This is a genomic window from Xenorhabdus entomophaga (assembly GCF_037996725.1).
GTDB classification, from domain to species: domain Bacteria; phylum Pseudomonadota; class Gammaproteobacteria; order Enterobacterales; family Enterobacteriaceae; genus Xenorhabdus; species Xenorhabdus khoisanae.
Genome location: NZ_JBBMXH010000069.1, coordinates 1 through 26,467 on the forward strand (window position 1 = coordinate 1; position 26,467 = coordinate 26,467).

General features: G+C 40.7%; 17 protein-coding genes and 3 pseudogenes. 13 read left to right on the forward strand and 7 right to left on the reverse strand.

The genetic code is table 11. The annotated features are described in order from the left end of the window. Window positions 1-267: 267 nt before the first annotated feature. Window positions 268-441, forward strand: a pseudogene (locus AAC854_RS14475) (IS1 family transposase); the annotation flags it as partial. A gap of 136 nt (window positions 442-577) precedes the next feature. On the opposite strand, the pseudogene AAC854_RS14480 reads toward AAC854_RS14475, so the two are convergent. Both AAC854_RS14480 and AAC854_RS14485 read right to left on the reverse strand, forming a co-directional pair. After that, window positions 578-728 (reverse strand): annotated as a pseudogene (locus tag AAC854_RS14480) (transposase); the annotation flags it as partial. Between the two features lie 239 nt (window positions 729-967). After that, window positions 968-1,299, reverse strand: a pseudogene (locus AAC854_RS14485) (IS1 family transposase); the annotation flags it as partial. A gap of 340 nt (window positions 1,300-1,639) precedes the next feature. On the opposite strand from AAC854_RS14485, the gene AAC854_RS14490 reads away from it, so the two are divergent. The 5 genes from AAC854_RS14490 to AAC854_RS14510 all read left to right on the forward strand — a co-directional run bounded on the left by AAC854_RS14490 (window position 1,640) and on the right by AAC854_RS14510 (window position 8,001). Next, entirely contained in the window at window positions 1,640-2,785 is a 1,146-nt protein-coding gene (locus AAC854_RS14490; protein ID WP_340617721.1) for a hypothetical protein, read from the forward strand. A gap of 65 nt (window positions 2,786-2,850) precedes the next feature. Next, window positions 2,851-3,624, forward strand: coding sequence for a hypothetical protein (locus AAC854_RS14495; RefSeq protein WP_340617722.1), 774 nt, complete (start codon window positions 2,851-2,853; stop codon window positions 3,622-3,624). Next, window positions 3,515-6,190, forward strand: coding sequence for an RHS repeat domain-containing protein (locus AAC854_RS14500; RefSeq protein ID WP_340617723.1), 2,676 nt, complete (start codon window positions 3,515-3,517; stop codon window positions 6,188-6,190). The genes AAC854_RS14495 and AAC854_RS14500 overlap by 110 nt, the downstream gene beginning before the upstream one ends. Continuing rightward, window positions 6,135-6,746: a hypothetical protein gene (locus tag AAC854_RS14505; protein ID WP_340617724.1), complete on the forward strand. Its 612-nt coding sequence runs from the start codon at window positions 6,135-6,137 to the stop codon at window positions 6,744-6,746. Before AAC854_RS14500 ends, AAC854_RS14505 begins: the two co-directional genes overlap by 56 nt. 55 nt (window positions 6,747-6,801) lie before the next feature. Beyond that, window positions 6,802-8,001: an RHS repeat-associated core domain-containing protein gene (locus tag AAC854_RS14510; protein WP_340617725.1), complete on the forward strand. Its 1,200-nt coding sequence runs from the start codon at window positions 6,802-6,804 to the stop codon at window positions 7,999-8,001. An 89-nt stretch (window positions 8,002-8,090) separates the two neighbouring features. Here AAC854_RS14510 and AAC854_RS14515 read toward each other — a convergent pair whose 3' ends face one another. Both AAC854_RS14515 and AAC854_RS14520 read right to left on the reverse strand, forming a co-directional pair. Next, the gene (locus AAC854_RS14515) at window positions 8,091-8,765 is read right to left on the reverse strand and encodes a thioesterase domain-containing protein (RefSeq protein WP_340617726.1); all 675 of its coding nucleotides are present in this window, start codon (window positions 8,763-8,765) and stop codon (window positions 8,091-8,093) included. Beyond that, entirely contained in the window at window positions 8,741-11,308 is a 2,568-nt protein-coding gene (locus tag AAC854_RS14520) for a non-ribosomal peptide synthetase (RefSeq protein WP_340617727.1), read from the reverse strand. Before AAC854_RS14520 ends, AAC854_RS14515 begins: the two co-directional genes overlap by 25 nt. Before the next feature lie 542 nt (window positions 11,309-11,850). Between AAC854_RS14520 and AAC854_RS14525 the strand changes: the two genes are divergently transcribed. After that, window positions 11,851-13,080 (forward strand): MFS transporter, encoded by a 1,230-nt coding sequence (locus AAC854_RS14525; RefSeq protein ID WP_340617728.1) that lies wholly within the window; start codon window positions 11,851-11,853, stop codon window positions 13,078-13,080. A gap of 73 nt (window positions 13,081-13,153) precedes the next feature. Here AAC854_RS14525 and pntB read toward each other — a convergent pair whose 3' ends face one another. Together pntB and pntA are read right to left on the reverse strand one after the other, a co-directional pair. Then, window positions 13,154-14,557 (reverse strand): Re/Si-specific NAD(P)(+) transhydrogenase subunit beta, encoded by a 1,404-nt coding sequence (pntB, locus tag AAC854_RS14530; protein WP_340617729.1) that lies wholly within the window; start codon window positions 14,555-14,557, stop codon window positions 13,154-13,156. Window positions 14,558-14,567: 10 nt separating this feature from the next. Further along, window positions 14,568-16,106 (reverse strand): Re/Si-specific NAD(P)(+) transhydrogenase subunit alpha, encoded by a 1,539-nt coding sequence (gene pntA, locus AAC854_RS14535; RefSeq protein ID WP_340617730.1) that lies wholly within the window; start codon window positions 16,104-16,106, stop codon window positions 14,568-14,570. A gap of 393 nt (window positions 16,107-16,499) precedes the next feature. On the opposite strand from pntA, the gene ydgH reads away from it, so the two are divergent. The 6 genes from ydgH to AAC854_RS14565 all read left to right on the forward strand — a co-directional run bounded on the left by ydgH (window position 16,500) and on the right by AAC854_RS14565 (window position 25,290). Further along, window positions 16,500-17,453, forward strand: coding sequence for a DUF1471 family protein YdgH (gene ydgH, locus AAC854_RS14540; RefSeq protein WP_340617731.1), 954 nt, complete (start codon window positions 16,500-16,502; stop codon window positions 17,451-17,453). A 432-nt stretch (window positions 17,454-17,885) separates the two neighbouring features. Continuing rightward, window positions 17,886-19,277, forward strand: a complete 1,392-nt coding sequence (locus AAC854_RS14545; RefSeq protein ID WP_340617732.1) for a basic amino acid/polyamine antiporter — start codon at window positions 17,886-17,888, stop codon at window positions 19,275-19,277. Window positions 19,278-20,248: 971 nt separating this feature from the next. Then, on the forward strand, window positions 20,249-20,779 hold the full coding sequence (locus AAC854_RS14550; protein WP_340617733.1) for a fimbrial protein: 531 nt from the start codon (window positions 20,249-20,251) through the stop codon (window positions 20,777-20,779). Between the two features lie 119 nt (window positions 20,780-20,898). Continuing rightward, complete coding sequence (locus AAC854_RS14555; RefSeq protein ID WP_340617734.1) at window positions 20,899-21,585, forward strand: fimbrial biogenesis chaperone; 687 nt, start codon at window positions 20,899-20,901, stop codon at window positions 21,583-21,585. An 86-nt stretch (window positions 21,586-21,671) separates the two neighbouring features. After that, the gene (locus tag AAC854_RS14560; protein WP_340617735.1) at window positions 21,672-24,239 is read left to right on the forward strand and encodes a fimbria/pilus outer membrane usher protein; all 2,568 of its coding nucleotides are present in this window, start codon (window positions 21,672-21,674) and stop codon (window positions 24,237-24,239) included. 52 nt (window positions 24,240-24,291) lie between these two features. Continuing rightward, window positions 24,292-25,290 carry a fimbrial protein gene (locus AAC854_RS14565; protein WP_340617736.1) on the forward strand — a complete coding sequence of 333 codons (999 nt, stop codon included), beginning with the start codon at window positions 24,292-24,294 and terminating at the stop codon, window positions 25,288-25,290. A 133-nt stretch (window positions 25,291-25,423) separates the two neighbouring features. Here the strand turns inward: AAC854_RS14565 and ompW are convergent, their stop codons facing one another. Continuing rightward, window positions 25,424-26,068, reverse strand: coding sequence for an outer membrane protein OmpW (ompW, locus tag AAC854_RS14570; protein ID WP_340617737.1), 645 nt, complete (start codon window positions 26,066-26,068; stop codon window positions 25,424-25,426). Window positions 26,069-26,467: the final 399 nt, after the last annotated feature.

A 26,467-nucleotide genomic window follows, 5' to 3' on the forward strand; every position in this document is an offset into this window, starting at 1 on the left:
CTTGCTGTGACATAGCCTTTTGTTCCTTTATTTCTCTCAGTTTGGCGACTTAAAGTTATAAAGGAGCGGCTATGTCATTTCAACTCACCATAAAAGTCGAGCATCGCGTTTTTTTTCATTCAAAATAAATCAAATTTAGATATTTAAAAAAAGATTAGCAATTGATTCAATGAAACTTAAATTTAACCGTTTATTTAAAATAATTAGAGGATGAAAATATGTACATTTTTCGTGGTAAAATTAACTGGTATCAGTATGCAACAAACGAAGCATTTACTTTGGTATGCTTGGGAACCCCGAATGAAACGAATAGAAAGAACCAATCTCACCCATCCTATTCGCCTAAAAAGGCTGAATCGAAAGACGATTGGCTATTCCAAATCCGAAGAGATGTATGACAAGGTGATAGGGACGTTCATTGAGCATGAAAACTACGTTTAATGAATGATCTAACTATTCAATACATGACCCTTTATTGTTCTTACACAACTAATTGTAAACGGACAATAAAGTCTGCCCATAAGAGATCAAAAAAATACTCACCAGTATGTGAACGGTGCTATTTTACACTACACATAATTTCAAACGATTCACATGTCTGACGAATTAATTCCCGCATCAGTATGTCACTCTTTACCTGCTGTCAGCACTTTGTACCTGTATTTTGTTACCTATACAAAATGGTATTTAATCTGAAATACCGTGTAACTGCCGTACCTGTAACCCATATTGTGCTCCTCATGCAACACAGTATTTCAGCTAAAACTGCCCGATTAAAGTCAGTGATTTTTAACCTTTCATATGGAGATCAAAGCACATAACTGTATGATTAATAGACATGTGAAAATTTATATGATTACTGCTGAGGCGGATTTAAATTAATGTGGCATTCTGAGCTCAATCAAACGCCTCTACTGCTTGGAGGCTCGGAGATATCATTCAACCAAATTTATTTGACAATAGACAGCTATGGCTTTCCTGACCAGTTCACGCTCTCGCTCTGCAGTGTTTTACGGTTCAATCGTTTAATTCGAATACGGAGAGTGAGGTTTTCACGCTCAATACGCTGTGTAAAAGTTTTTCCAATGAGATGCTTCGTTGTTGTTAACATGTTGTAAAAAATGAAATTATTAGTACGCCAGAACACAATATTAAATCGGGATAATTTTTTTAGCAGCTTCTTAAGTGTTTTCTGACTTCGATCACCGAAAGCATGAGCAATAATTCGCTTCATACGAGGCTCCCAAGCGTACCATAACCAACTAACCAACGTTGCTGCTTTTTATTCCCAACAAATGACGATCATACAAGAATAACAACGGATTGAATACATGACTCATTGTATGCATGTTTTGAAAGACTTAATTCTTAAGAGCCTGTATATGACACGCCCTAGTCATAAATATATAACCCTTAGAGTCATGACCCACATTATTAACACTTACATTCATTAAATATGATATTTCACTTTAGCTCACCATATTATAAATTATAAATTCGACCTGAAGTAGCCAAATCAATTACTCCCAAAAACAGAACTTCTTAAAAACATTTTCATTCATGATGAACTGAGGGGTCAGGTAACCCAAGGTAGTCTTTGAAAAATTACGTTGTCTGTGTAAATAGATAAGGAGTTATTATGCATAAATCAGATACAGTAGTAACCAATATAAATACTAGTGATAATAACTGGGATAATGTCGATCATATCAAATCGGTTGTTATTGGTGCAGGTGATGCCTCAAGTTATAATTCAGCCGGAACATTGTTTATTAATGCTGCTTATGACGATAATAATCTTGTCGAGGCACATAGCCTGCCTATCTATGTTGGTATAAGTTTTACATTAATAAATGATAAACCCGGACCGACAGATGATGAAGTCAGAGCAGCACTCACTTGGGTTAATAGTGGTACTGGCGCATCAGTCAGCGGTTACCTTGATAATTTCCCTTCCAGTGTTACTGATACCTATCATCAATATTATTATGATGAATCATCGTCCCAATTACAGAGAAGTAGCAGCAATGAAAATTATGACCATAACCTGACCTATTCACTTTATGCAGGTAAAAATGCTTTATCAGGTGAAACGGTAGATCTGGCATTAAATCTCACTGCTACTCTCTCTGATGGCACACAATTTATCTGGTGGTCAGGAACCGGACAAACTCCTCAAGCATCTCTCCCTATTAATTTTGTTGCAGCAAAGACTTACCGTACTACTGGCTCAGAAAGTACTCCGATTGTTTCTCAGGTAAAGAACAGCAATCCGCCTTACACTATCACTGACAGCAACTTTAATCATGACCATGATAAGGTTCAATTATGGTCAGTTTTTATTGACGACCCAAATGGAATATTTGTTATCCATGATTATCTAGAAGACTATAACGAACAATACGGTGATACCTATATGACATATCCGAATTATGAATCAAAAGAAAAAGATACTGTTATGTGGGATACTGTTTATACAAGTGGTGGAACATGGTATCAGATAGGCCAAAAAACGTATGATCACGCTTATAATGTTTATTCAGGAACAGATGGCAAAGGTGGTAACCTGATTTTTTCCATTAAAGTCACGATTGAACAAAGTGACAATGAAATCGTCTTTATTTATGCCCAAACTAATATTGAGCATCTTAAGGATGAGGCATCTGGGAATAATTATCCGCTAATCCATCTTCACGACCAATTTGGGAATCGTGCCGCAGTCAGTATTTCAGGAACAACCGATTCCTCCCAATATATAAAAGTCTCCGGCGTCACTGCATGGTAAAAAACTTCTGCATCTGATAAATAAATTATCGGGTGTCAGTCATTTTTAATATCGGGAGATATTTTATGAGTTCAAATCACTATACCCAGACTCCCAATTTTGTCAGCGCCTCCTCCGGCAATGTAGATCCCCGTACCCGCCTGTTTGGCTTTAATCATTCCCTAACCACCCTTGTTGGTAACAGCGGCATGGGACCTTCACTGGATCTGACTCTAAGTTATTCCCCTACCACTTCCGACAATTCATGGGGGCTAGGCATCGGTGTGATGTTCACTATGACCTGGTATGACAAAAACAGTCACACCCTTTATTTAAGCTCTGGAGAAACCTTTAAGATTGAGGAATCTTCGGATGGCAGTACACCATATTTCAATATCAAACAGAGCAAAATCCAGACAGTTAAGGCAGAAAAATATGATAGTGATAGTAACATCTGGTATCGCATCATTGACCGGGATAGCAATATCACCGACCTGTATGAAGTCGGTGGCAACTTCTACCGACCAAAAAACCTCTGGTCTCCGCTGGGCCACCAACTCCATCTGACCTGGTCAGATGATGGAGGGAATCCCTATCTGTCTGAAGTGACAGATGATTCTGGCACTGAACTGTTTTCAGCCGCTTACAGTGATAACAATGGCGCCCCGGCCATGACCCTGTTTCCCAGCACAACAGAAGAGCAAACGTTCTCGTTGTTTACCAGTAATAACTATCTGACAGGAATGAAAAATGCGGCCCTGCCTGAGAATAGCTGGCAGTTTGAATACTGTGATGCAGGGATTGCAAACCCTGTATCGTATTACCATGCCCACCGGTTTGATCAAGGAAGCGATTTATAATTATCAGACAAATACCGGGATTATGCTCTTCCCTGACGAAGCTGGGTTATCTCCTTTGCCGGCAGTGACTCAGTTGACGATCGATCCAGGTATGGGACAGCCACCTATTGTTACTATCTGGTCGTTTATCAATGAAGACGAGACCAATCATAACTATCTTGGGTACGGTGGACAGCTAGGTGTCGAATGGTCAACTGACAGTGACACACTTTATGGCTTACTTGACACAGATTATGTTTACCAGACCGTGGAATCACAAGCAGCCGTGTCAGAAGATGGAAATGCCATCACGACGATTTATACCTATAACAACTATCATCTGCTGTTATCCACACTGACTATTCAGGGTGACAACACTCACCAAGTGGAAACCACCTATTACGCTGTGCCCGGAAAAGATTTTGATCAGCAACCAGCACAATTTCAATTTCCGACACTACAGACAGAATCCTGGACAGACAGCACCGGACAATCTTTCCAGCAATTGACAGGTTTTATATACGATGAATACGGCAATCTGACCCGCCAAACCAGTTTGTGTGATGATAAAGGGCAACCTACTGACCAAAGTACCGTGATCGATTCTGTGTATTATAGTGCGGATGGAGAAAACACCAGTTCCGATCAAGCCACTGGCTGTCCGGCGGATCCTAGTGGTTTTGTGCGCTGGCTAAAAAGTCAAATTACCACGCCCCCAGTGATTGACGGATATGATGACGTACCAGTCAGAACCGCCTACTATCGCTATCAGCAACAGAGCACTCTCAGTGATATGCTGCAGCCCTACGCAATACTACCCGCACAGGAAACCCATACAGGATCAGATGTGCCCTCCCCCTCCGGGCGTCTATTGGTTCGTGCCATGAGCTATGAGCAGGATATCACTTCCCCAGATTATGGTCGTCCTACTCAACAACAGTCCACTGTTTACAATACTGATGATGCAACCGGCAGCGACAGCTACACACAAACTCTGGATACTGTCTGGCAGACTGATGGGGATGCCCTGCTCCAGACGGATACCCTGACAACGCACGATAAACATACCCTGACATCCTCACTCAGCCGCTCACGATTCACACATCAGCTCTGGTCTGTGACCGACAGCCTGAATAACAAGACGGAGATGACCTATGACCTGCTGGGGCGGCTGAAAAATAAGATCAGGAACAAAGACACGGAATATCAATCCATCCGAGAGCTGAGTTATACGTTGGATGTTACAAATGGTATCGTTTCCGCGATTTACACCACCCAAACAGACGATAAGGGAAATGGCACCAGAACCTATCACGATGGTATGGGACGCCCCATAACTCATCAACGCAACGCTAACGATGCAGGTCAACCAGATACATGGTGTGATACCTCAATATTATTCTGGGATGCCTGGGGGCGTCTGAGCAGCCAGGCCAATCGGGACTATCCCGATCCAACTGACATTACAAATTATTTTGGTATATGTGGACAAGCAAAGTTTGATGACTGGGGGCAGCAAACACTGTCTATTCTGTCTTCCGGACAAAACCTCTATCACAACTGGGATCCAATCAATCGATATAGCGTTTCTCAGCTACAGGTGGCAGATGACAGCCTGCATCTGGGCTCCAGCAGAGTAGAGTATGACGTCCGGGACTTTCCCGTCAAAGAAATTATTCTGGACAAAAACGGTAATGAATATGCCACCTTTATTCGTGAATATGATGGTCTAGGACGGCTGCGTAAGGAAATCGATCCTATGCAAAATGAAACCACGTTTACTTATGATCCTTTTGACAGAATGGCTCATAAAACGTTACCGGATGGTACTGTGCAGGAATGGACCTATGCCCCCTTCACGCATGCCGAACTTCCTGTCACTGTTTCACTGGATGGGCAGATTATGGGAACCCAGACGTTCGATGGTCTGGGGAGAATAAAAGAAAGTGCCTGCGGTGGTCGCACTGAATCAGCCACTTATTCCGATCCGAATACCGTACCAGACACAACCACGGATGCTTGCCAGCAAGTACTGAACTACACCTATATTAAGGAACTGAATAATGCTCTCTACAGCATGACGGGAACCTACCTGGCACAAAGCTTCGGCTATGACAATAGCACAGGGCAACTGCTATCAGCCAGTGAAGACGGCAGTCAGAGCGAAACACTTACCTGGTGGCCATCCGGTGTCCAGCAAGGTGAAGTTTTCACCACTGCAACAGGAAACGTCAGGCAAACCGGGTACACTTGGACATTACAGGGAAGACCGCTTAGTTATCAGGACATTACGGGTAATACGTTCTGCATCACTTATGACGATTATGGACGTCTGAAAACACTAACCGATCCACAGGTATCAGTAAATCTGACGTTGGATGCTGCCAGTCGTCTGGTAACTCAGGAGACAGTTTCCCTGAATAGCGATGATACCTTGACAATCACCCTGACTCTGGATGATTACAACCGAGAAATTCAGCGGGATATTGCGCCATCATCTGGTGATGTACTCAGCATTGTGCAGACATACTATGAAAACAGTCAGCTTGCGGGTCGTATCACATCTCTTGGTACGGACACACCGTGATGAAGTGTTTATCTATGATGAACGTAACCGTCTAACCAATTATACCTGTACGGGCAGCGCCCTGCCCGTAGATGCGTATGGTAATGAAATCAGAGCACTGGATTTTACGCTGGATATTTACAGTAATATTACCGACTGTGTCACTACACTGGGTGGTGGCAATACTATCGACACTACAAAGTATTGGTTCGATAATCCGGACGATCCCTGTCAATTGACGTCGGTGGCTCACTCCTTAACAAGCCACTACCCGGCAAATATTGTTCTTGCTTATGACAACAATGGCAGGATGACCACAGATGAAACTGGCCGAACCCTGACCTACGATGAAGCCGGTCGTCTGAGCAGCATCAGCGGTTCAGACGGAAACAGTCTGTATGGATACGACGCACTTGATCAGTTGGTGATGCAATCCCTGAACAGTACGGAAACCCGTGAACTTTATTATCATGGTAACCGGTTGGCGAATGAAGTCAGTGTAGAGCAGAACCAGTTTACCCGCTTTATCCCCGGTGCCTGGAGCACATCAGCCGTTAGCGATGAATCCCTGAACTGATACTACATTAATACGGTCTCTGAATATTTCCAGAGACCGCACAAGAAGGAATATAATGATGGCCTTACAGTTAACCGGTAATGACCGGCACGGTAGCCCGCTTCTTTCCCTGAATAGCGGTGTCAGTAACACCTTCTCCTGGAGCCCATTCGGGAACTCTGCCCCACGCAACGGCCCATCCACTACCTTGCTCGGATTTAATGGTGAACGAGCAGATCCATTATCCGGCGTCACTCATCTTGGTAACGGTTACCGTGCCTACAGTCCGGCCCTGCGACGTTTCACCTGTCCAGACAGCGAGAGTCCATTCGGTATCGGAGGAATTAACTCGTATGTTTACTGTGACAGTGATCCAGTGAACCGGACCGACCCGAGCGGACACGGACCAATTATATGGCTGTTACGTAAGGTGATTAGGTTGGGCGCACGTCTGGGAATAAAAGCAGCTCAGTCTGAAGCAATGACGTCAGCATTTGTGACGATAGGATATGTGGAAACAGGACTGGAAGTGGCTTCATGGGCAGCCACGGGAACCGCTTCTAAAGTGAAGGAAATGAAAGGTCAGCCTGAGATAGCACATAAACTAAGCTGGGCATCATTAGGGCTGGGGATTACAGGAGGGTTCGGATTGGCTGAAATAGAGGTTCAACGAGTACTCCGTGGTGCCAGGGGACTTTCCGAACGCCTTGCCCGGGCTAAAGGCGGAAGCTTCTTTTTTCGGAAAAAAGGAATGGCCATCATAACAGATATCGGTAAAGAGGAGGCAACAAAAAGTCTTTCTTCATATCTTTCTTACGCATTCAAAGGATTGGCAGCCACCTCTTTAATAACAGGTACAGCCTCGGAAATCCTGTCGGAGAGTAATCCTGAAGCATCTGATGTTTTGGCTTATTTCAGTTTAGGTGCCGCAGGTGTATCTCTTTTTGGTGAGTTCGGATTACAAATTGATAGCCACTTGCGATTAAAAGGACATGGTACTGGAGATGCTTTAACTGAATTAGAAGAAATGGAGAGAGCCAAGAAAAATACAGGCGTAGTAGACAAAACCATAGATTATGCTAAAGACCTTCTTAATGTCAGTAGCCTTGCGACTAGCGTGGCAAGTGAAGTCACACAGAAAGACACGTCCGCGACACTGGAAAAAGCATCAATTGCGACAGATTGGGCAGGAAAAGGTTTTGACCTTACGCAACTTATCCGTAAGAAGAAATATCGGAAATTTATCGCCCGACCTTTCCTCCCATTTTCAGAATGAAAGAGTCGTCATAACTCAAAGATATTAAAAAAATCCGGCATACATTAATGTATGCCGGATTGGATGATTATCACTGCCATACTAAATGACTAAGTGTAATCATTGCTTGCTAATGCCCTATTGAGCACCTGAGCCAAAACAATTCTATTTTCTTTATCTTCAAACAGACTGGAATGATTACCAGGAACAGCAATCAGCCGCAGTAAAGAAGCAGGCATTACTTCCCCCCACCCTAATGAACAGTCCATGGTTAAAGATTCCTGTTCGGAACCGGTAACAACAGGCATAAGTGGAGAAGGCTCTGTCGCATAGAATTGATGCAATGTTACCGTCAGGGTTTCCGGCACATAATCTTTAACTATTCGCGCATAGTTTTCTCTCTGCTCCATATGCCTTGCGACTAAGTCAGAACTCAGATTTGGGGGATATAATCCTAATTGCTGTACAAACTCAATCAATTGCACCCAACTTAGTTCATCAGTTCGCGGATATAATGCTGAAATTTCAATGGAGTGTTCGTTCCCTGATTGCCTTGCTAATTCAGTTAAAAACTCATGTTTGAGTTGAGTCGTTAATTTCCTGAAACAATGAGGGGAAAATGTATCAATCAGCCCAAGGAAATCAACCTTATCGCCGCTATTCAGCAGTTGCTGAACAATGGCATAGGCCAGTATTCCACCAGAAGAATAACCACATACTCGGTATGGGCCTTCTGGTTGAACTGCTTTTATAAAGGCAATTAGTCTGGTTGCCAGCATTTCCATAGTCGATACCCATCCTTCATTGACGGATGGCCAGGGCAACGCATAAATCGGATATATTCAATGTTGCCGTCATGATCATAACGGGCCAAATCGCCAGACCGGTACATGCGGGCATCAGGTTCTGAGTAAAAAGGATCGGCCAGAAAACGTTCTGCTGTCAGTTCCGGTTGATTCAGATAACCGCGGGCAACACCCACGCCCCCAATATATAATTCGCCGACAGCGCCTAAAGGGACAGGCCGTTGTTGGTCATCTAATAAATAAATACGGGAATTCGTAATGGGTTTGCCGATCGGCACCACCTGACCATTGAAATTATCGGGACAGTGCCAGTACGTCACATCAATCGCAGCTTCTGTCGGGCCATATAAATTATATATTCTGGCCCAAGGCATCAACGCCTGACAATGTTTCACCGTTATCGGATGCAATGCTTCACCACTGCAAAACAGGTGTTTTAACGTTACACAATGTGCTACATCGGATTCTTTTAAGAATGCGGTCAATACTGAAGGCACAAAATGAAGTGTGGTTACCTTCTCTTGGTTGATTAACTGAACCAGCAGTGAGAGGTTTTTTTGTTGCGTTGTGGTTGCCAATACCATTTTGGCGCCATTGATAAAGCTACAAAATAGCTCCCAAACAGAAACATCAAAACTAAACGTGGTTTTTTGTAACACCACATCATCAGGTGTAAGCTGATAAGTTTGCTGTATCCAATACAAACGATTCATCACACTGCGGTGTTCATTTTGCACGCCTTTCGGATTGCCGGTTGAACCTGATGTGTAGATAACATAAGCCAGATTACGTGAGTTTAGCCCCATTACACTGGGGTTCTCGGCTGAGAATTCAACGCCTTCTGCCAGAACAGCATTTATGTCCAGCTGTTTTTTTGTCACAGAGATGCCATGTAACTTATTTGTCCCGACTTCATCCTGTAATAGTAAGACGGGATCAGCATCATCAAGAATATAGTGAAGGCGTGCCGCTGGATAATTAGGATCAAGTGGAACGTAAGCCCCGCCCGCTTTTAAAATTGCCAGCAAACCAATCACCATCAACGGAGTCCGATCAACACAAATAGCCACGCGGCTATCCGGAATTACCCCTTCAGCAATCAGTCGGTGTGCTAATCGGTTAGCCTGCTGGTTCAATTCTGCATAACTCAGGATATGATCATTAAACACCAATGCAGGGGCTTGCGGTGTTTTTATCGCCTGCCATTCAAGCAGTTCATGGATACAGTGTTCTGACGGATAATCACCGGCTGTGTCATTCCATTGATTTAGCAATAGCGTTCGTTCATCCGCTGGCAAAATATCAATGTCTTTAACACGCTGAGCTGTATTTTTTGCTATGGTGCACAAAGCGATAAGAAAGTAATTTAACTGACGTTCGATGACTTGTTTATCAAACAGCACTGTTGCATAGCGTATTCCACCGATAATTTCACTATCTCGGTGGTACATAAACAATTCAAGATCAACTTTTACTGTATTTGAATAATAATCAATCGGCGATGTTTTGATCCCTTCAAATTCATATTCGCTTTCAAAACAGTCCAGCCAATTTATAACAGCCTGAAAAACAGAGGGATAAGCGACCCTGTTTTCAGAACTTATAGCTTCAACAAGCTGTTCAAAAGGCATATCCTGATTATCTTGCGCATTAACCATTGTATAGCTGACCTGCGCAAGCAATTCTTCAATTGTGGTGTCATCATCAATATCAATCCGTATTGGCAAGGTATTGGTAAGAGGCTCTGTAATATTTCTGTTGGCAAAAGGAGTGCCAATAACAACACTGTCCTGCCCTGAAAGCCGATTAAGCACAATAGCCCAAGCCGTCATAACGGTCATTAACAGGGTTATTCCATGTTTCTGGCTAATCTGCTTAAGCTGACTTGTTAAATTTTTATCAAGAGTAAATGCACAGATATCCCCTTCTTGGGACACACTGTTAAGCCTTGAATAGGTTGCCGGAGTAGCATGGTGAGGGGCGGGCGGCAAAGAAACTGCCCGATGGTTCAATAGATCATTATAAATAACACATAATTCATTAATAAGAATGCGAACGGAACAATAGTCAGAAATAACAGGATTCTGATTTAATAAAAACATATATTCATCATCATCCAATAATATTAAAACAGCCCTTAACAATGACCCTCGGGTAAAATCAAAGGGAGCATTGATTATTTCATCAATAACCTGAGCGATCCTCTTTTCCTGCTCATCAATTTTACGGAGATCAACAATTTCCAGGGGAAATGAAATATCTTCATTCAGAGAATCAACAACCGGAAAAGAATTATTTTCAATCCAAGTTGAACATAATATGTCATGACGGACAGATAGAGCATTTAAGGCTTTCTGAAACAGATCAATATTTAAATTTCCCACCAATTTATAACATACTGATATGTGGTAATTCTCCGAATAACCTTTAATATGATGAAATGACTCTTTTTGTTCTTGTGATATCGATAAACTTACTTTCTCACATTTGGTTGGCAGAATCATCACCTTATCATTTTTCATTGCTAATTCCTTAAGTTAATTAATCAAAAGCACGGTGATATAAATATCACCAAGTACCATTTCCACTCCTCGAATTCTCACAGAATCAGGCCGTTACGCACTAACATTATTTAGCCTAAATCAAATAACTTTAAATTAGCAACAAATAAACTTTAATCAATATCAAAAGAATAAAGTTATACATAAACAATGAATATGTAATTCATTTAACATTCTGGTCAGAAAATATTATCCCAGAATAAAAATGGCATAGTAAAATTATCTCGCAACATGAATAATAAAATCATGACAAATAGGCAAACACAATCATACAGCTTCTTTATTGTATGTTATTGGTATAGTTGCTGCTTTCGATGCTAACACCCCATCCAATCAACATCACGAAATTCATTATACTTGTCGATATTTTTGTCTGATTTCCATAATAAAAATAATATACTATTTAGCATAATCGTTTGACGTATATATGACCATTTCTCTCATTTATCGGAATCGTCAATGCCGTATTTTTCAGAAAAATAACAGGGAAAATATAAATATCTATGAAATTGCTTAGTCCATTACTGATGTACAAAGGATTACCTAAAGACATATATTTTATTGCATTGGCAAAATTTGTTCTTGGTCTGGGTAATTTTATTATGCCATTCATGCTTCTTTTACTCACACAAAAACTTGGATACTCAACGACAGTGGCTGGTGGTCTGGCTATGGGGATCACCGCGATTTTTCTTATGGGTAATCTTATCGGAGGTAAAATATCTGATATTTTCGGGCATAAGAACGTGATGGTTCTGGGAGAGGCAGTAGGTTCATTAATTCTGATATTCAGCGGTTTTTTTTCAGACTGGCATGTAATGTTACCTGCTTTACTTTTCTTAGGTTATTTTTTTTATGGCGTAGCGCTTCCTGCCAGTAATGCACTTACAGCAGATATATCATCCAAAAATAATCGCAGTGCGGTAATGTCATTAAGCTACCTTGCATACAGTTTAGGTTCTGGTATTGGTCCTATATTAGCTGGCTATCTTTTTTGGAATTTCACCGCGTGGGTTTTTTGGGGAAATGGGATTGCAAGTTTAATCGGTGTTTTCATTGTGTTATTCGGTGTAAGTCATAATACTCATCACCATAAAACTAATGAAACAGATTATCCTGAGCTTGAAAGAGCTACCGGAGATTCAGTATGGCAGGTTTTTAAAGAGAGACCAAGATTGCTCATATTTGGCGTTTTATGTACCTTTCTTTGGTTTTCGTTGAATCAGATGGTAATCACTACCCCGCTCTACCTAAGTCATTTATTTGAAAAGCAAGGCCCTATTCTGTATGGGCAATTAATGACATTTTCAAGTATATTAATTGTTATTATCACACCAATAATAATAAAGCTAACGGAAAAATTATGTGATATTAAAAGCCTTTCCATCTCTGGTTTTGCTTTTGCACTAGGATATGGCCTGACATTATTTTATGGCTCAGTCAACATTCAGTTTATAGCATGGTTTTTCCTTTCTTTGGGAGAGGTTCTGCTTTTAACCAAAGAAGGCGTATATTTAGCTAATAATTCTCCAAGTAGTCATCGGGGGCGCATAAGTGGGATATTGACAACAATCAGAAACGTTGGCCTTATGCCTACCTATATTCTAATTGGGGCTTATATTCAATCAGCAGGTTATGTGAGCACCTGGTGTTTGATAATTATCAGCTCATTGATAACTGGGTTAATGTGTTGGTTTTTTTCAATTCAACAAAACAAAGTTATTAACACATAACCAACATCCATTTTATTTCATGAAATAATGGTGGAAAAAAGAGCCTCCTGTTATAACAGGAGGCTCTTTGGTATTATAAGGCCCGAAGAATTGCTTCGACGCTCCCTTTAGCATCGCCAAATAACATTTGGGTATTCTCTTTAAAGAAAAGCGGATTTTGTACTCCGGCATATCCCGTATTCATTGAGCGTTTAAATATAATAACGTTTTGTGCTTTCCAGACTTCCAATATCGGCATTCCAGCAATAGGACTTGAAGGATCTTCCTGAGCGGCCGGGTTTACTGTGTCATTGGCTCCGATAACCAAAACGGTATCTGTTTCAGTAAAGTCATCATTGATTTCATCCATTTCCAAAACGATATCATAAGGAACTTTTGCTTCGGCAAGCAGCACGTTCATATGCCCCGGCAAACGCCCAGCAACCGGATGAATGCCAAAGCGAACATTTATACCCTTTTCACGCAACTTCGCGGTAATGTCATGAACCGGATACTGTGCCTGAGCAACGGCCATACCATAACCCGGAGTGATGATGACTGAAGTGGAATTTTTTAACAGTTCAGCGACCTCTTCCGGTGTTGTTTCACGATATTCCCCCATCGCTTGTTCATCACCTGAGGAAACACTATCTGTACCGAAACCGCCGGCGATAACACTGATAAAGGAACGGTTCATCGCTTTGCACATAATATATGAAAGGATAGCCCCCGAAGAACCCACCAAAGCACCTGTGACTATCAACAAATCGTTGCTTAGCATGAAGCCTGCGGCTGCGGCTGCCCAACCTGAATATGAATTCAGCATGGAAATAACCACGGGCATATCTGCGCCACCGATAGAAGCAACCAAATGCCACCCAAAAGTAAGTGCAATGATTGTCATCACCAACAAAGTGAAAACTTGTAATCCAACACTTTCTGTTCTCACAAAAGTGATCATCAGTATCAAAGAGACGACCAAAGCTGCCAGATTAAGTTTATGACGGTGTGGTAACATCAACGGCTTGGAAGAAATTTTTCCTCTCAATTTACCAAATGCCACAACTGAACCGGTAAATGTCACGGCACCAATAAAGACTCCCAGGAAGACTTCTGTCAGATGAATATTTTCCATAACGGAATCTGCAAAAATATCATGGGAAATAAAGCTATTGAATCCCACAAAAACCGCCGCCAAACCGACGAAACTATGCAGGATAGCAACTAATTCAGGCATCTCCGTCATTTCCACTTTTTTGGCGAGACGAATGCCGATTACAGCACCAATGATCATTGCTAAAATAATCCAGCTAACTTTACCGGAGTCAGGCCCTAAGATAGTGACAAGCAACGCAATTGTCATACCAACGATGCCAAAAATGTTACCCCGTTTGGCGCTTTCATGACGGGAAAGCCCGGCAAGGCTGAAAATGAATAAAATGGCAGCAACAATATATGCCGCTGTGACTATTCCATTCGAAAATACTCCATTCGACATAAGTTACCCCTTATCCTTTACGAAACATTTTCAGCATACGTTGGGTGACAGTAAAACCACCGAAGATATTGATGCTGGTGATTAATATTGCAATGAATGAGAAGAAACTCACCCAGCCCCCTGCTCCAATTTGCAACACGGCTCCGACGACAATGATCCCTGAAATCGCATTGGTGACCGACATTAATGGTGTATGTAACGAATGGCTGACGTTCCAGACAACGTAGTAACCTACGATGCAAGACAACGCAAACACGGTGAAGTGAGATAAAAACTCTTTCGGTGCAACATGTGCCAACCAGCCATACAGAATTATCGCCAATACGATCCCCCCATATTTCAGCCACGAAGATTTAGGTTTTTCTTCTGGCCTGGCCTCGTGTTTCACTTCTGATGAGGGTTTTGTGGTGGCAGGCTGAGCTGAAACCTGAATAGGTGGAGCTGGCCAGGTGATTTCCCCCTCTTTAATGACGGTAACGCCGCGTACAACGACGTCATCAAAATCGATGGTGATTTCTCCATTTTTCTCTTTGCAGAGTAATTTCAACAAATTGACCAGATTGGTTCCGTAGAGCTGTGATGATTGAGTTGGCAATCGGCTGGGCAAATCAGTATAACCTATTACTTTCACACCATTTGGTGTCACAACAAGTTTATCCGCCTCGGTATATTCACAATTTCCTCCATTCTGGGCAGCCAGATCAACAATCACACTGCCCGGTTTCATGGAATCGACCATTTCTTTAGTAATAAGACGAGGTGCTGGTTTACCCGGAATCAGCGCAGTAGTGACGATAATATCGACCTCTTTTGCCTGCGCAGAAAATAATTCCATTTCTGCCTTGATAAAAGCTTCCGACATGACTTTTGCATAGCCATCCCCTGAGCCTGCCTCTTCTTTGAAATTTAATTCCAAAAATTCAGCACCCATACTTTGTATTTGTTCCTTAACTTCTGGACGCGTATCAAAAGCCCGGACAATCGCACCCAGGCTACCCGCTGCGCCAACTGCTGCCAACCCTGCAACACCTGCGCCAATAATCATGACCTTGGCTGGTGGTACTTTACCTGCGGCTGTAATTTGCCCTGCAAAGAAACGGCCGAATTCATGGGCAGCTTCAACAATGGCACGGTAGCCAGCAATATTCGCCATGGAACTAAGCGCATCTAAAGATTGTGCGCGGGAAATTCTCGGAACGGCATCCAAGGCCAGAACAGTCACCTTACGTTCTGACAACTTTGCCATTAATTCAGGATGTTGTGCCGGCCAGATGAAACTCATCAACGTAGCGCCTTCTTTCATCAAGGCAATTTCGTCATCGGTAGGAGCATTAACTTTTAAAATAATATCTGATTGCCAAACCTGACGGTATTCTGCAATATCAGCTCCCACATTTTGATAAGCAATATCATCAAAACTAGCAAGCAGCCCCGCTCCTGTCTCAACTGTGACGCTGAACCCCAACTTGCGCAATTGCTCTACCGTTGATGGTGTGGCAGCAACGCGAGCTTCATTGGAAAGTCGCTCTTTTGGTACACCAATATGCATAATGTTTCCTTCTTTTAAGAATGAAATATTGCCAATTATTACCTTGTTAAAGCCTATTTAACGATTAGATTGATTTTATTTCTGCCATCAGCAAAACCTATCAATAGAATATAAAATAGTAACGCAATGAAAATAATGTCAATGATTTATCATCATAATGTCAGAAAAAAACAAAATGACCTTCCAGTCTAAACGATAACGTATCTCATATAACTCACTATATTTATTAAAATTCCTAGTGCCATATACTAAAAACTGACAATCGTTTATTTAGAAGGTATAAATTCTTGCGACAATTGGCATTATTACATGTAATAATTGCGATCTATGTGATACATAACAATGTTCAGCACGTTATAAATATTTTAAATGCGCAAGGCGAAAGGATTTTTTATGAAGCTGAAGACAACGATCATCGCTACTGCGGTGTTCTCATTAACCACGATTACTGCTGCACATGCGGCTAAAGAGTTGACCCCGGAACAAGCCGCAGAGCTCAAACCTTTTGAGCGAATCGCAGTCACAGGTCGTTTTAATGCAATTTATGAAGCTGCTGATGCAGTTTCTCGTCAGGCAGATAAAAAAGGCGCTGAAAGTTTTTACATCCAAAGTCTCGACGATCTCAATGGACGTGGTAATTTACGTGTTGTGGCCGATTTGTATCATAAGGATGCAGAGAAAGCGGATAAAACACCTAATTATCGCATCTACCGAGGTATTAAAGAATTACCTAAAACAGAAGCAATTACTTTGGAACCTTTTGATACGGTAACGGTGAATGGTTATTTCCCTACTGACCCTGACATGAAAGAAGCCATCGCCAAAGCGGCCAAAAAGAAAGATGCAGCCTCCTTCTTTATTGTTCGTGACATTGCACCAAATAATGGCGGGAACCAAATAGTTACAGCATATGTTTATAAAGAAGATGCTCCAAAACGCAAAGTTCAATCTGATCAAGCTGTAATTCCGGCCGATTCTGATGCAGGCCGTCAGGCACTGGAAAAAGGCGGTGAAGAAGCTAAGAAAGTAGAAATTCCTGGTGTGGCTTCTTCAACTTCAACAAGCAATGTCGTTGGACGCTTTTTTGAAACCCAGACTGCAAAAGGTGGACGTTACACTGTAACCTTACCGAATGGCACAAAAATTCAAGAGCTGAACAAAGCATCCGCCGCTCAGATGGTGCCATTTGATTCCATCACTTTCACTGGTTATTACACTACCGCCCCGGAAGTTTCTTATCAGGTTGCTAAACGTGCCGCCGAGAAAGGCGCAAAATACTACCATGTCACCAGAGAATGGCAATCCAATGGTGGTAACGTGACGATCAGTGCTGATTTATTCAAATAATCGAAACGTTATTCATCCCACCATGAAAAAGGCACAAAAAAACATTGTGCCTTTTTTCTTGTTTACAAGATTTGCATAATTGTTCATTATTTGTTTTTTGTCTGTAAAATACACAATGTGTATTATCAAAAATGTTTATCATCTACTCATCTCTATGTTTCTCAAGGCAATAGCATATATTAGAAAAAATATCTTTAATTCGTTTTCTTACTCCTCTACATAATTTTATGCATAAAATTTATATTTTTTTGCATAGTCAACCATTGCATACAATCCTTTCACTCCGTAGAATCGCCCTGTTTTTTAGATTTATCTACTGAATCTTCTCTGCAATCCATCGCATGGATGTAACAAATGTCCAATATGTGTTCGATATTCAGGACAAGTGTCCTGGCTAATCGTGTCGATTATATTATTTTTAGGAACGTATCTTTGGAAAAAAAATTAGGCCTCACATCTCTGACAGCACTGGTACTCAGCTCCATGGTTGGGGCTGGCGTATTCAGTCTGCCACAAAACATGGCGCAGGTAGGCAGCCCTGTTGCATTAATGATTGGTTGGGGAATAACAGGCATAGGTATTCTCTTTTTAGCCACGTCCTTACTTTTGCTTTCACGTCTTCGTCCGGATTTGGATAGTGGTATTTTTACCTATGCAAGGGAAGGATTCGGGGAATTAGTCGGGTTCTGCTCTGCATGGGGTTATTGGTTCTGCGCCATTATTGCTAATGTTTCTTATTTGGTTATCGTTTTTGCAGCCCTGAGTTTTTTTACCGATACCGAACATTCAGTCATTTTCGGTGATGGAAATACGTGGCAATCGTTGATAGGTGAATCCACTTTATTGTGGTTTGTTCATGGATTAGTACTTCGAGGGGTACAAACGGCTGCGGGAGTCAACCAATTGGCTACGATGGCGAAGCTCTTGCCATTGGGTATGTTTATTGTTCTGGCTGTCATTGCTTTCAAAATGGATGTGTTCTCCTTTGATTTCACCGGTATTGAAATGGGTGTTCCGGTTTGGCAGCAAGTTAAAGATACGATGCTAATTACTTTATGGGTTTTTATCGGTGTTGAAGGTGCAGTTGTTGTTTCAGCCCGGGCTAGAAAACGTAAAGATATTGGTATCGCAACTGTGCTGGCCGTCATTTCAGCATTGGGTGTTTATGTCCTTGTTACCCTTCTTTCACTGGGATTAGTCACAAGACCTGAATTAGCTGCCATGCGTAATCCTTCAATGGCAAACCTTATGGTAGGGTTAATGGGTTCTGCCGGGAATATTGTGATTATTGCTGGTTTAATCATTTCTGTCTGTGGCGCTTATCTGAGCTGGACAATTATGGCCGCAGAAGTGCCATTTATTGCGTCCTTACACGGCTCATTCCCAAAAGTATTTAATAAACAAAACAACAAGAAAGCGCCTGAATCATCACTTTGGATCACAAATGGTGCGGTTCAAGTCTCGTTAATTTTAATCTGGTTAAGCGGAAGCAATTACAACACACTACTTTCAATTGCGTCAGAAATGATCCTTGTTCCCTACTTTCTTGTAGGTGCATTTTTAGTGAAGGTTGCTTTTGAACGAGGCAGCCGAGCGTTATTATCTATTGCAATAGGCGCCTGTGCTTACGGATTATGGCTAATTTATGCGTCAGGTTTAATGAATCTACTGCTTTCAGTTGTGCTATATGCGCCCGGGTTATTGGTTTTCCTGTATGCACGCAGGCAAAATACGGAAAGAAATCCACTGAATGTAATGGAAAAACTGGCTATCGTGGTTTTATTTCTGACAACGATCCCCGCTGCATGGTTGTTAACACATTAATAAGCGATTCCATTAATGTTAGCTTAATACAATTTTTTTTGACGCTAAGTTGTTTTCCAAAGGGAGGAATAAAATTCTCTCCCTTTTTTTACCCTCACTCATACTTATCTATCCCCCATTCTTTGATTTCCAACGGGAAAATCCTGTTCATGAGATGTAATCAGTAGCAAATGTTAGCTCTTTTTTTTATGGGCTTTTGGGATTATAGATTGTTTTTTGTAGTGGCATGTAGCAGGGTTTTGATGTTTTCTTGTTGGTTTCAGATAATTGTAGTTTTTTATTTTCAAAAAGTATGTTGTAACTAAAATTATAAAAACAGTTCAATATCTGTTCTATATATAAATATTTATTCTGTTTCATATGTTATTTATTTGTTATATCAATAAAACATCCCTGCTGATTCCAAAAATAGTCCACCAGTTTTTACTATGGGGTAAATTAACCTTTTCTGGCTGTTATTATTTTAATTTCACATAAGTAAAGCAAATAATTCCATCTTATGTAAAAGATTAAGATTAAAAACCAAGCCGCCGCGGGTTGTTCACAAAAATATAATATTTGATTTAATTAAATAACAATAAAAAAATCGAACGTATTTATGTAGTTCATCTAATTTTTTATTTTACAAAATATCATCAATTAATAGTTAAATTTATAAAATAGAATAAAAGTTTATTCACGTTCGAAAAACACTCTACTTTATGAATAACAATTCTATTAATCCCAACTTAACGGCATAAAAATTCCGAATACTGAAGTTAGTCAAGTTATTATTTTGAACTTTTTTAATTACTCGCTACTATATTCTTCACCTTATCTGTTGATAAGGAAATATTAACTGTTATTTTTTTGTTGTTTCTCAGGCGTAAATTTAAACAATCCATTTGCTGTATTAATGTACGGCATTAACGTTAACTCAATAATCTATTTTTCTGTCGTATCAATTCGGCAGAGGTGGGATGTATTAAAAAATGAAAACCAAGTTAATTATTTCATCTTTATTTGTTTCATCTGTATTTATGTCTGCCGCGCACGCTGCTGATGGGCAAATCAGATTTACGGGAAAAATTACCGCAACAGCGTGTAAAGTTGACTCAAACTCACTTAATCAAACCGTAAATATGGGAACCATCAGCTCAAGTTCATTCAATAAGGTTGGTAGTACCTCCGCCCCTACTCGCTTTAGTATTAAATTGACGGACTGTCCGCCAGAGGTGGGTGGAGCGTTGGTCAAATTTGATGGCCAAACGCATGTAAACAATCCAGGGCTTTTAGCGTTAAGCAGTACTCGTGGAGAGAGCTCAGCTACAGGTGTCGCAATCGCTCTTTATGAAAATGACAGTAACACCTTGATCCCACTGGCAGAAAATTCACGTACACAGCCTTTTTCAGGCAAAAAAGCTGAACAGTTGAATTTCGTTGCCAAATATATAGCAACAAATCAGGTTGTGATGCCAGGTTCAGGTGATGCAGTAGCTAACTTCACTATCGTTTATAACTAACGGAATTTATGGCAAGGAAGCCAAAACAATATAAAGTTAATCTCAATGTTAAAAAATGATAATAGCTGACTATTCATTTATTAATAAACTGAAAAATAATATTGTTTGGAGCAGCCATTTTGAAATTCTTTCGCATTTTAATGCTTATTTTTATCTACATCTTCAGCACCAATATTTCTCTCGCTGGCGTTGTTATTGGCGGTACACGTGTTGTTTATCTTAGTGACCAAAAAGAAGCGTCGATTTCCATTAATAATCCAGAAACTGATATTTCTTACCTCATCCAATCGTGGGTTCAGGACGAACATGATGAAACCAAAGTGCCTTTTATTATCACTCCCCCACTTTTTAAATTAACGGCTGGGAATGAGAATATTTTACGGATTGTCAAAATCGGAAATAATTTACCAGATGACAGAGAATCTTTATTCTGGCTCAATATTAAGTCTATTCCTGCTACAGCCAAAACAGAACAAAATCAATTGCAAATCACGGTAAAATCCCGGTTTAAACTCTTCTTCCGCCCTGCGGGCCTGGCAGACAATGCCAGCGTGGCCTATAAGGCATTGAAGTTTAAAGCCGATGGCCACAAACTTATTGCAGAAAATCCAACCCCCTACTATATCTCTTTTTCTGAGCTATATACCGGTAATGGTGCCAAAAATTATGAAATCAAATCCGCCGGTATGATCCCGCCTTTTGATCAAGTGAGCTGGGATGTTCCTATTCAAAACATCAACCAAGTGACTTGGAAAACGATTAATGATTTTGGCGGCATAATGCCAGAAGAAAAACGCGGACTGTAATTAAAAAAATTATACAAACTATATACCCAATAGACTTCAAAAAATCATTTGAATGATAGAGGGTATAACAAAATTAGAAAATCATCATGGATAACTATCGTCATTATCTTCAACAAAATATTTCTGATAATTGGGCGTTATTTATCAAGCTGAGCTTGCGTGGCCTATATAATAAAATGCCTCTCTGTGCATTGTTAACCACATTTATTTGTGTGTATAACAATAAAGCTTATGCTGAAGAATATTTCAACATTAATGCGCTGGAAACTCATTCAGGTTTTCCAGAGAATATCGATCTATCAATTTTCACTCAAGAAGATCAACAGCCTCCCGGCCATTATTGGGTAGATATCTATCTTAACCGGGAAAAGGTGGATACCGGAAATATCGATTTTATTATTGTAAATAATAAGCTATCTCCCAGACTTAAAGTACAACAACTCAAAAAAATGGGAGTGAATATTGAGTCATTTCCCAAACTGCTTAATTTGACACAGGAAACGGAACTCACTGATCTTGGTCAATATATTTCATCAGCATCGACGTCTTTTGATTTCAAACACCAGCGACTGGATATCAGTATTCCTCAAGCTGCGTTGACTCGTCAGGCGCAGGACTATGTGCCACCACATTTGTGGGATCAGGGATTAACGTCCCTGCTACTCAACTATAACTACAATGGTTCCATTGACTGGCATGATAATCAATCCGGCTCAACAAAAAACCATTTTCTCAACCTCAGGATGGGCGCCAATTGGGAAGCATGGCGTTTACGGAACTATTCCACTTACAGCAGTCAGAATAGAAAATGGCAAAATATCAATACATACCTTCAGAGAGATATCCATGCACTAAAAAGCCAATTAATATTAGGTGACAGTTACACGCCCTCACCTATCTTTGATAGCTTCCAGTTTCGTGGAATACAATTGTCTTCCGATGACAATATGTTGCCTGATAGCTTAAAAGGTTTTGCACCGACAATTAGGGGCATTGCCCAAAGCAATGCCCAAGTCACCATCAAGCAAAATGGTTACATTATCTATGAATCTTACGTTTCTCCCGGGCCTTTTATCATCAATGATCTCTATCCAACAACTTCAACAGGAGATATGGAGATCATTGTCAAGGAAGCCGATGGGAAAGAGCGTCGTTCTGTGCAAACTTTTTCTACTGTACCGCTTATGCTACGGGAAAATAGCCTGCGACACTCCCTGACTTTAGGAAAATATCAATCTAACTCCCGTCGTGGAAAAGAACCTTACTTTATGCAGGGTACAGTAATTTATGGTATTTCCAACCGTATCACTGCCTATGGCGGAACCACGATTGCAAAAGATTATCAATCCATCGCCTTGGGTACAGGCTATAGCCTCTCTGATTGGGGTTCCTTTTCTTTTGATGCTACTTATGCCAAAACCAATTTAATACCGGATTCCAGTTCTTATGGTCAATCTTATCGTTTCCAATATGCCAAAGATCTCTCTCGGACGGGAACTAACTTCACTCTCGCGGGTTATCGTTACTCGACACAAAATTTTTACGATTTTAAAGATGCGAATGAGTTAGATACTGCAATTAATGGAATAATCCACAATAACACCAATAAACGCAGTAAATTGCAGCTACATATTAATCAGTCTCTTGGTGATTGGGGATCCATCTATTTATCGGCTTTCCAACAGAATTACTGGCATCAAAAAGGTTACGAAAGGAATGTCAATGCTGGCTATAACAAAAATTACAATTCAATCAATTATAGTTTGAATTATTCTCACAGTGCTTTCCCCGGCTCGGCTCATAATGAGCAAATTGTCTCATTCAGCGTTCAGATTCCCCTTGATCGTTGGCTAAAGAATAGCTGGGTAAGCTATAACATGACCAGCAGCAAAAACAGTGATACATCTCATCAACTCAGTTTAAATGGTACAGCTCTTGAAGATGACAAACTGATTTATAACATTCAGCAAAATTATACCAGCCACAATAAAGGCGCTGGCGGAAATATCAATGCAGAATATAAGGGTTCCTATGGTCAAATCAACGCTGGTTACAATTACGACAAATACTCCAGTCAACTGAATTATGGTTTAAATGGAGGGATTGTTGTCCATCCTTATGGCATCACACTTTCCCAATCTTTGGGTGATACTTTGGTATTAGTGCGTGCTAATGGCGCTTCCGGCGTCAAAGTGCAAAACCATACCGGCATCAAGACTGACTGGAAAGGCTATGCCATTGTGCCTTATGTCAGTAACTATCGGAAAAACCGTATTGCACTGGATACTTATTCAATGGGTAACAACGTTGATATTGATATCAATACGCAAACTATTATCCCAACTCAGGGCTCACTGACTCTGGCCAATTTTCAGACTCGCATTGGTTATCGCGTTTTGATGGTACTTTCCCATAAAGGTAAAGAGATCCCATTTGGTGCAACTGCAACATTGGAAAAACAGCATGATATTGATGAACCCAACAGCGCAATTGTCAGCAATGATGGACAAGTTTATCTCAGTGGCATTCCTAAATCGGGTCAGGTATGGGTTAAGTGGGGACACAAAGAAATACAGGGGTGTCGTGTCAATTATCGACTCCCTGATGAAGAACCAGCTTCAGGTCTGCACATAATTGAAGCCTCTTGCGAATAACAGTATCGACATATTTGTTTGATATGAATTTAAAAATAGCGGAAATCATTCTATGGCCAACAGATTGAAATTATTATTGGCAAGTATATTTTTCATCGGCACGATGAGTAGTTTTGATAGTTTAGCAAATTATAATTGCCAGTTTTCACCGGGTTTTGTGCCCGGAACAACTCCGGTTTCTTTTGGTACAATTACAGTTCCTCGAAGCCATCCCATCGGGACAACTATCAAAGAAATACGTCTGGATCAAGTGGATGAAAAAGGTAATATTGCCCTCTGCGATCCCCCTACACTTACAACATGGGAAAAACCCGATCTTGCGCCTGCAAACTATAACCATGATGCCATTTATGAATCCGGTGTTCCGGGGGTTGGTATCCGTATTAACACATGGGCACCCGATTATGGGATTGGCTGGCTGCCCAGAACTGCAATCAATCCAGTCACTTGCTCGCCACCATGGAAATTTCAATGGAAAAAACAATATTGTGGTAAATCATGGGGTTATATAACGGTTCAGTTGATTAAGATTGCGCCAACAACGGGGTCAGGTATTGTCAATCCAGTAAAATTGACTCGTGCCAAATTAGGCCAAAATCTCCTTGTTCATACTTTCAATTTATCGAATACGTATATCATGACCAAAGGTTGTTCTCTCAGCCAAAAGATGACTCCAGTCAATATGGGAGAAATTAAAAAAAGTGACTTCCGAGGCATTAACAGTACAGCAGGAATGCGGGATTTTGATATCAAAATAGATTGCGATGCTGATGTGAATGTCAGATTGACGCTGGATGGAACCCCTGCAAACTGGAATAACAGAAATATCTGGGCATTGGATCATGGTGACTACGTCACGGCAAAAGGAGTCGGTTTGCAGATGTTATACCAAAACCACCTCATATCAATGCGCCATCCGGTTGTGTCTGGTTCCAGCCAGTCAGGAGGAAGAATAACGATTCCATTGCATGCACGTTATATCCAGACAGAAGCGGAAATTACACCGGGCAAAGCGGATGCAACAGCGACAATCACATTAACTTATCAATAAAAATAGCCCTGCATAACCGCAGGCTTATTGCTATACCCAAGTAATGGGTACAAAAAATGGGGCAATTACGCCCCATTGGTTCTCTCTTATATCAAACACACACGTAACTTACTTCTTTTAAACACTCAGACAGTTAGAAGCTATATCCCACGCCGAACATGAAGACCCATGGGTCAAGGCGAGTTTTATATTTGTACTGAGTATCACCGGCTTTGAATTTCACGTCAGTTTCGATATTCATCCACCAAAGTGAGGTATTCAGCATCCAGTTTTTGTCCAATTTATAATCCAAACCTACTTGGCCCGCGATTCCCCAAGAATCTTTCAGATCCAAACTATTTAAATTAGCAGCCTGTACTGTGGAATTGCCACTATTAAATTTTTCGCTAAAGAAAGTGGTGTAGTTAACGCCAACCCCAACATAAGGGCGCAATTTATCTTCTCTAGAACCAAAATAATATTGTGCCATTAGGGTTGGTGGTAAATGTTTGACTTCAGCGATTTCACCAGCTTTAGGTAAACTCACTTTGTGCTGGAATGGTGTCGCTGCCAATAATTCAACACCAATGTTATCAGTGATCATATAGCCAAAAGTTAAACCCATCTCAGTATTATTATTGACACCAAAAGATCCCAATCCTAATACATTTTCAGATCCAGCATTTGGCCTTACTGTTGCTGTACCTGCACGGAACAGAAAATCACCTGCTTCATGAGCAAAAGTGAATGACGGAGCTAGCGTAGCCGCAGCCAAGATGAGCGCAGAAATCTTTTTCATTATCCATCCCAATTATGTGGTTTTAAAACAGTCAGAAATATACCCGTTTGTTTACTATTATGATCTAAGACAGATCACATCTTTTAAAGATTTTTGGCAAAATAAAGTATTTACAATTTTATTATTTCACCTGTGAAGTATTTTAAATTGATCCAAATCAAAGTTAACTTACTATTAATTTTATTACTTGTTTTTGGTTTATATTTCGATATCAATTTTTGATTATCAATAATAAATTACGAATAGAAATGTTCTTTTGAAAATATTTCATTTAATTAACATTTTTATAATATATAACTTTTCATAATTATGAGAATTTCATATTTCCTATTCCTTTCCAACTATTTGCTGAAGCGGCATTCAAGAAAATCTTAACTCTTTTGATGAGCTGCCACATAT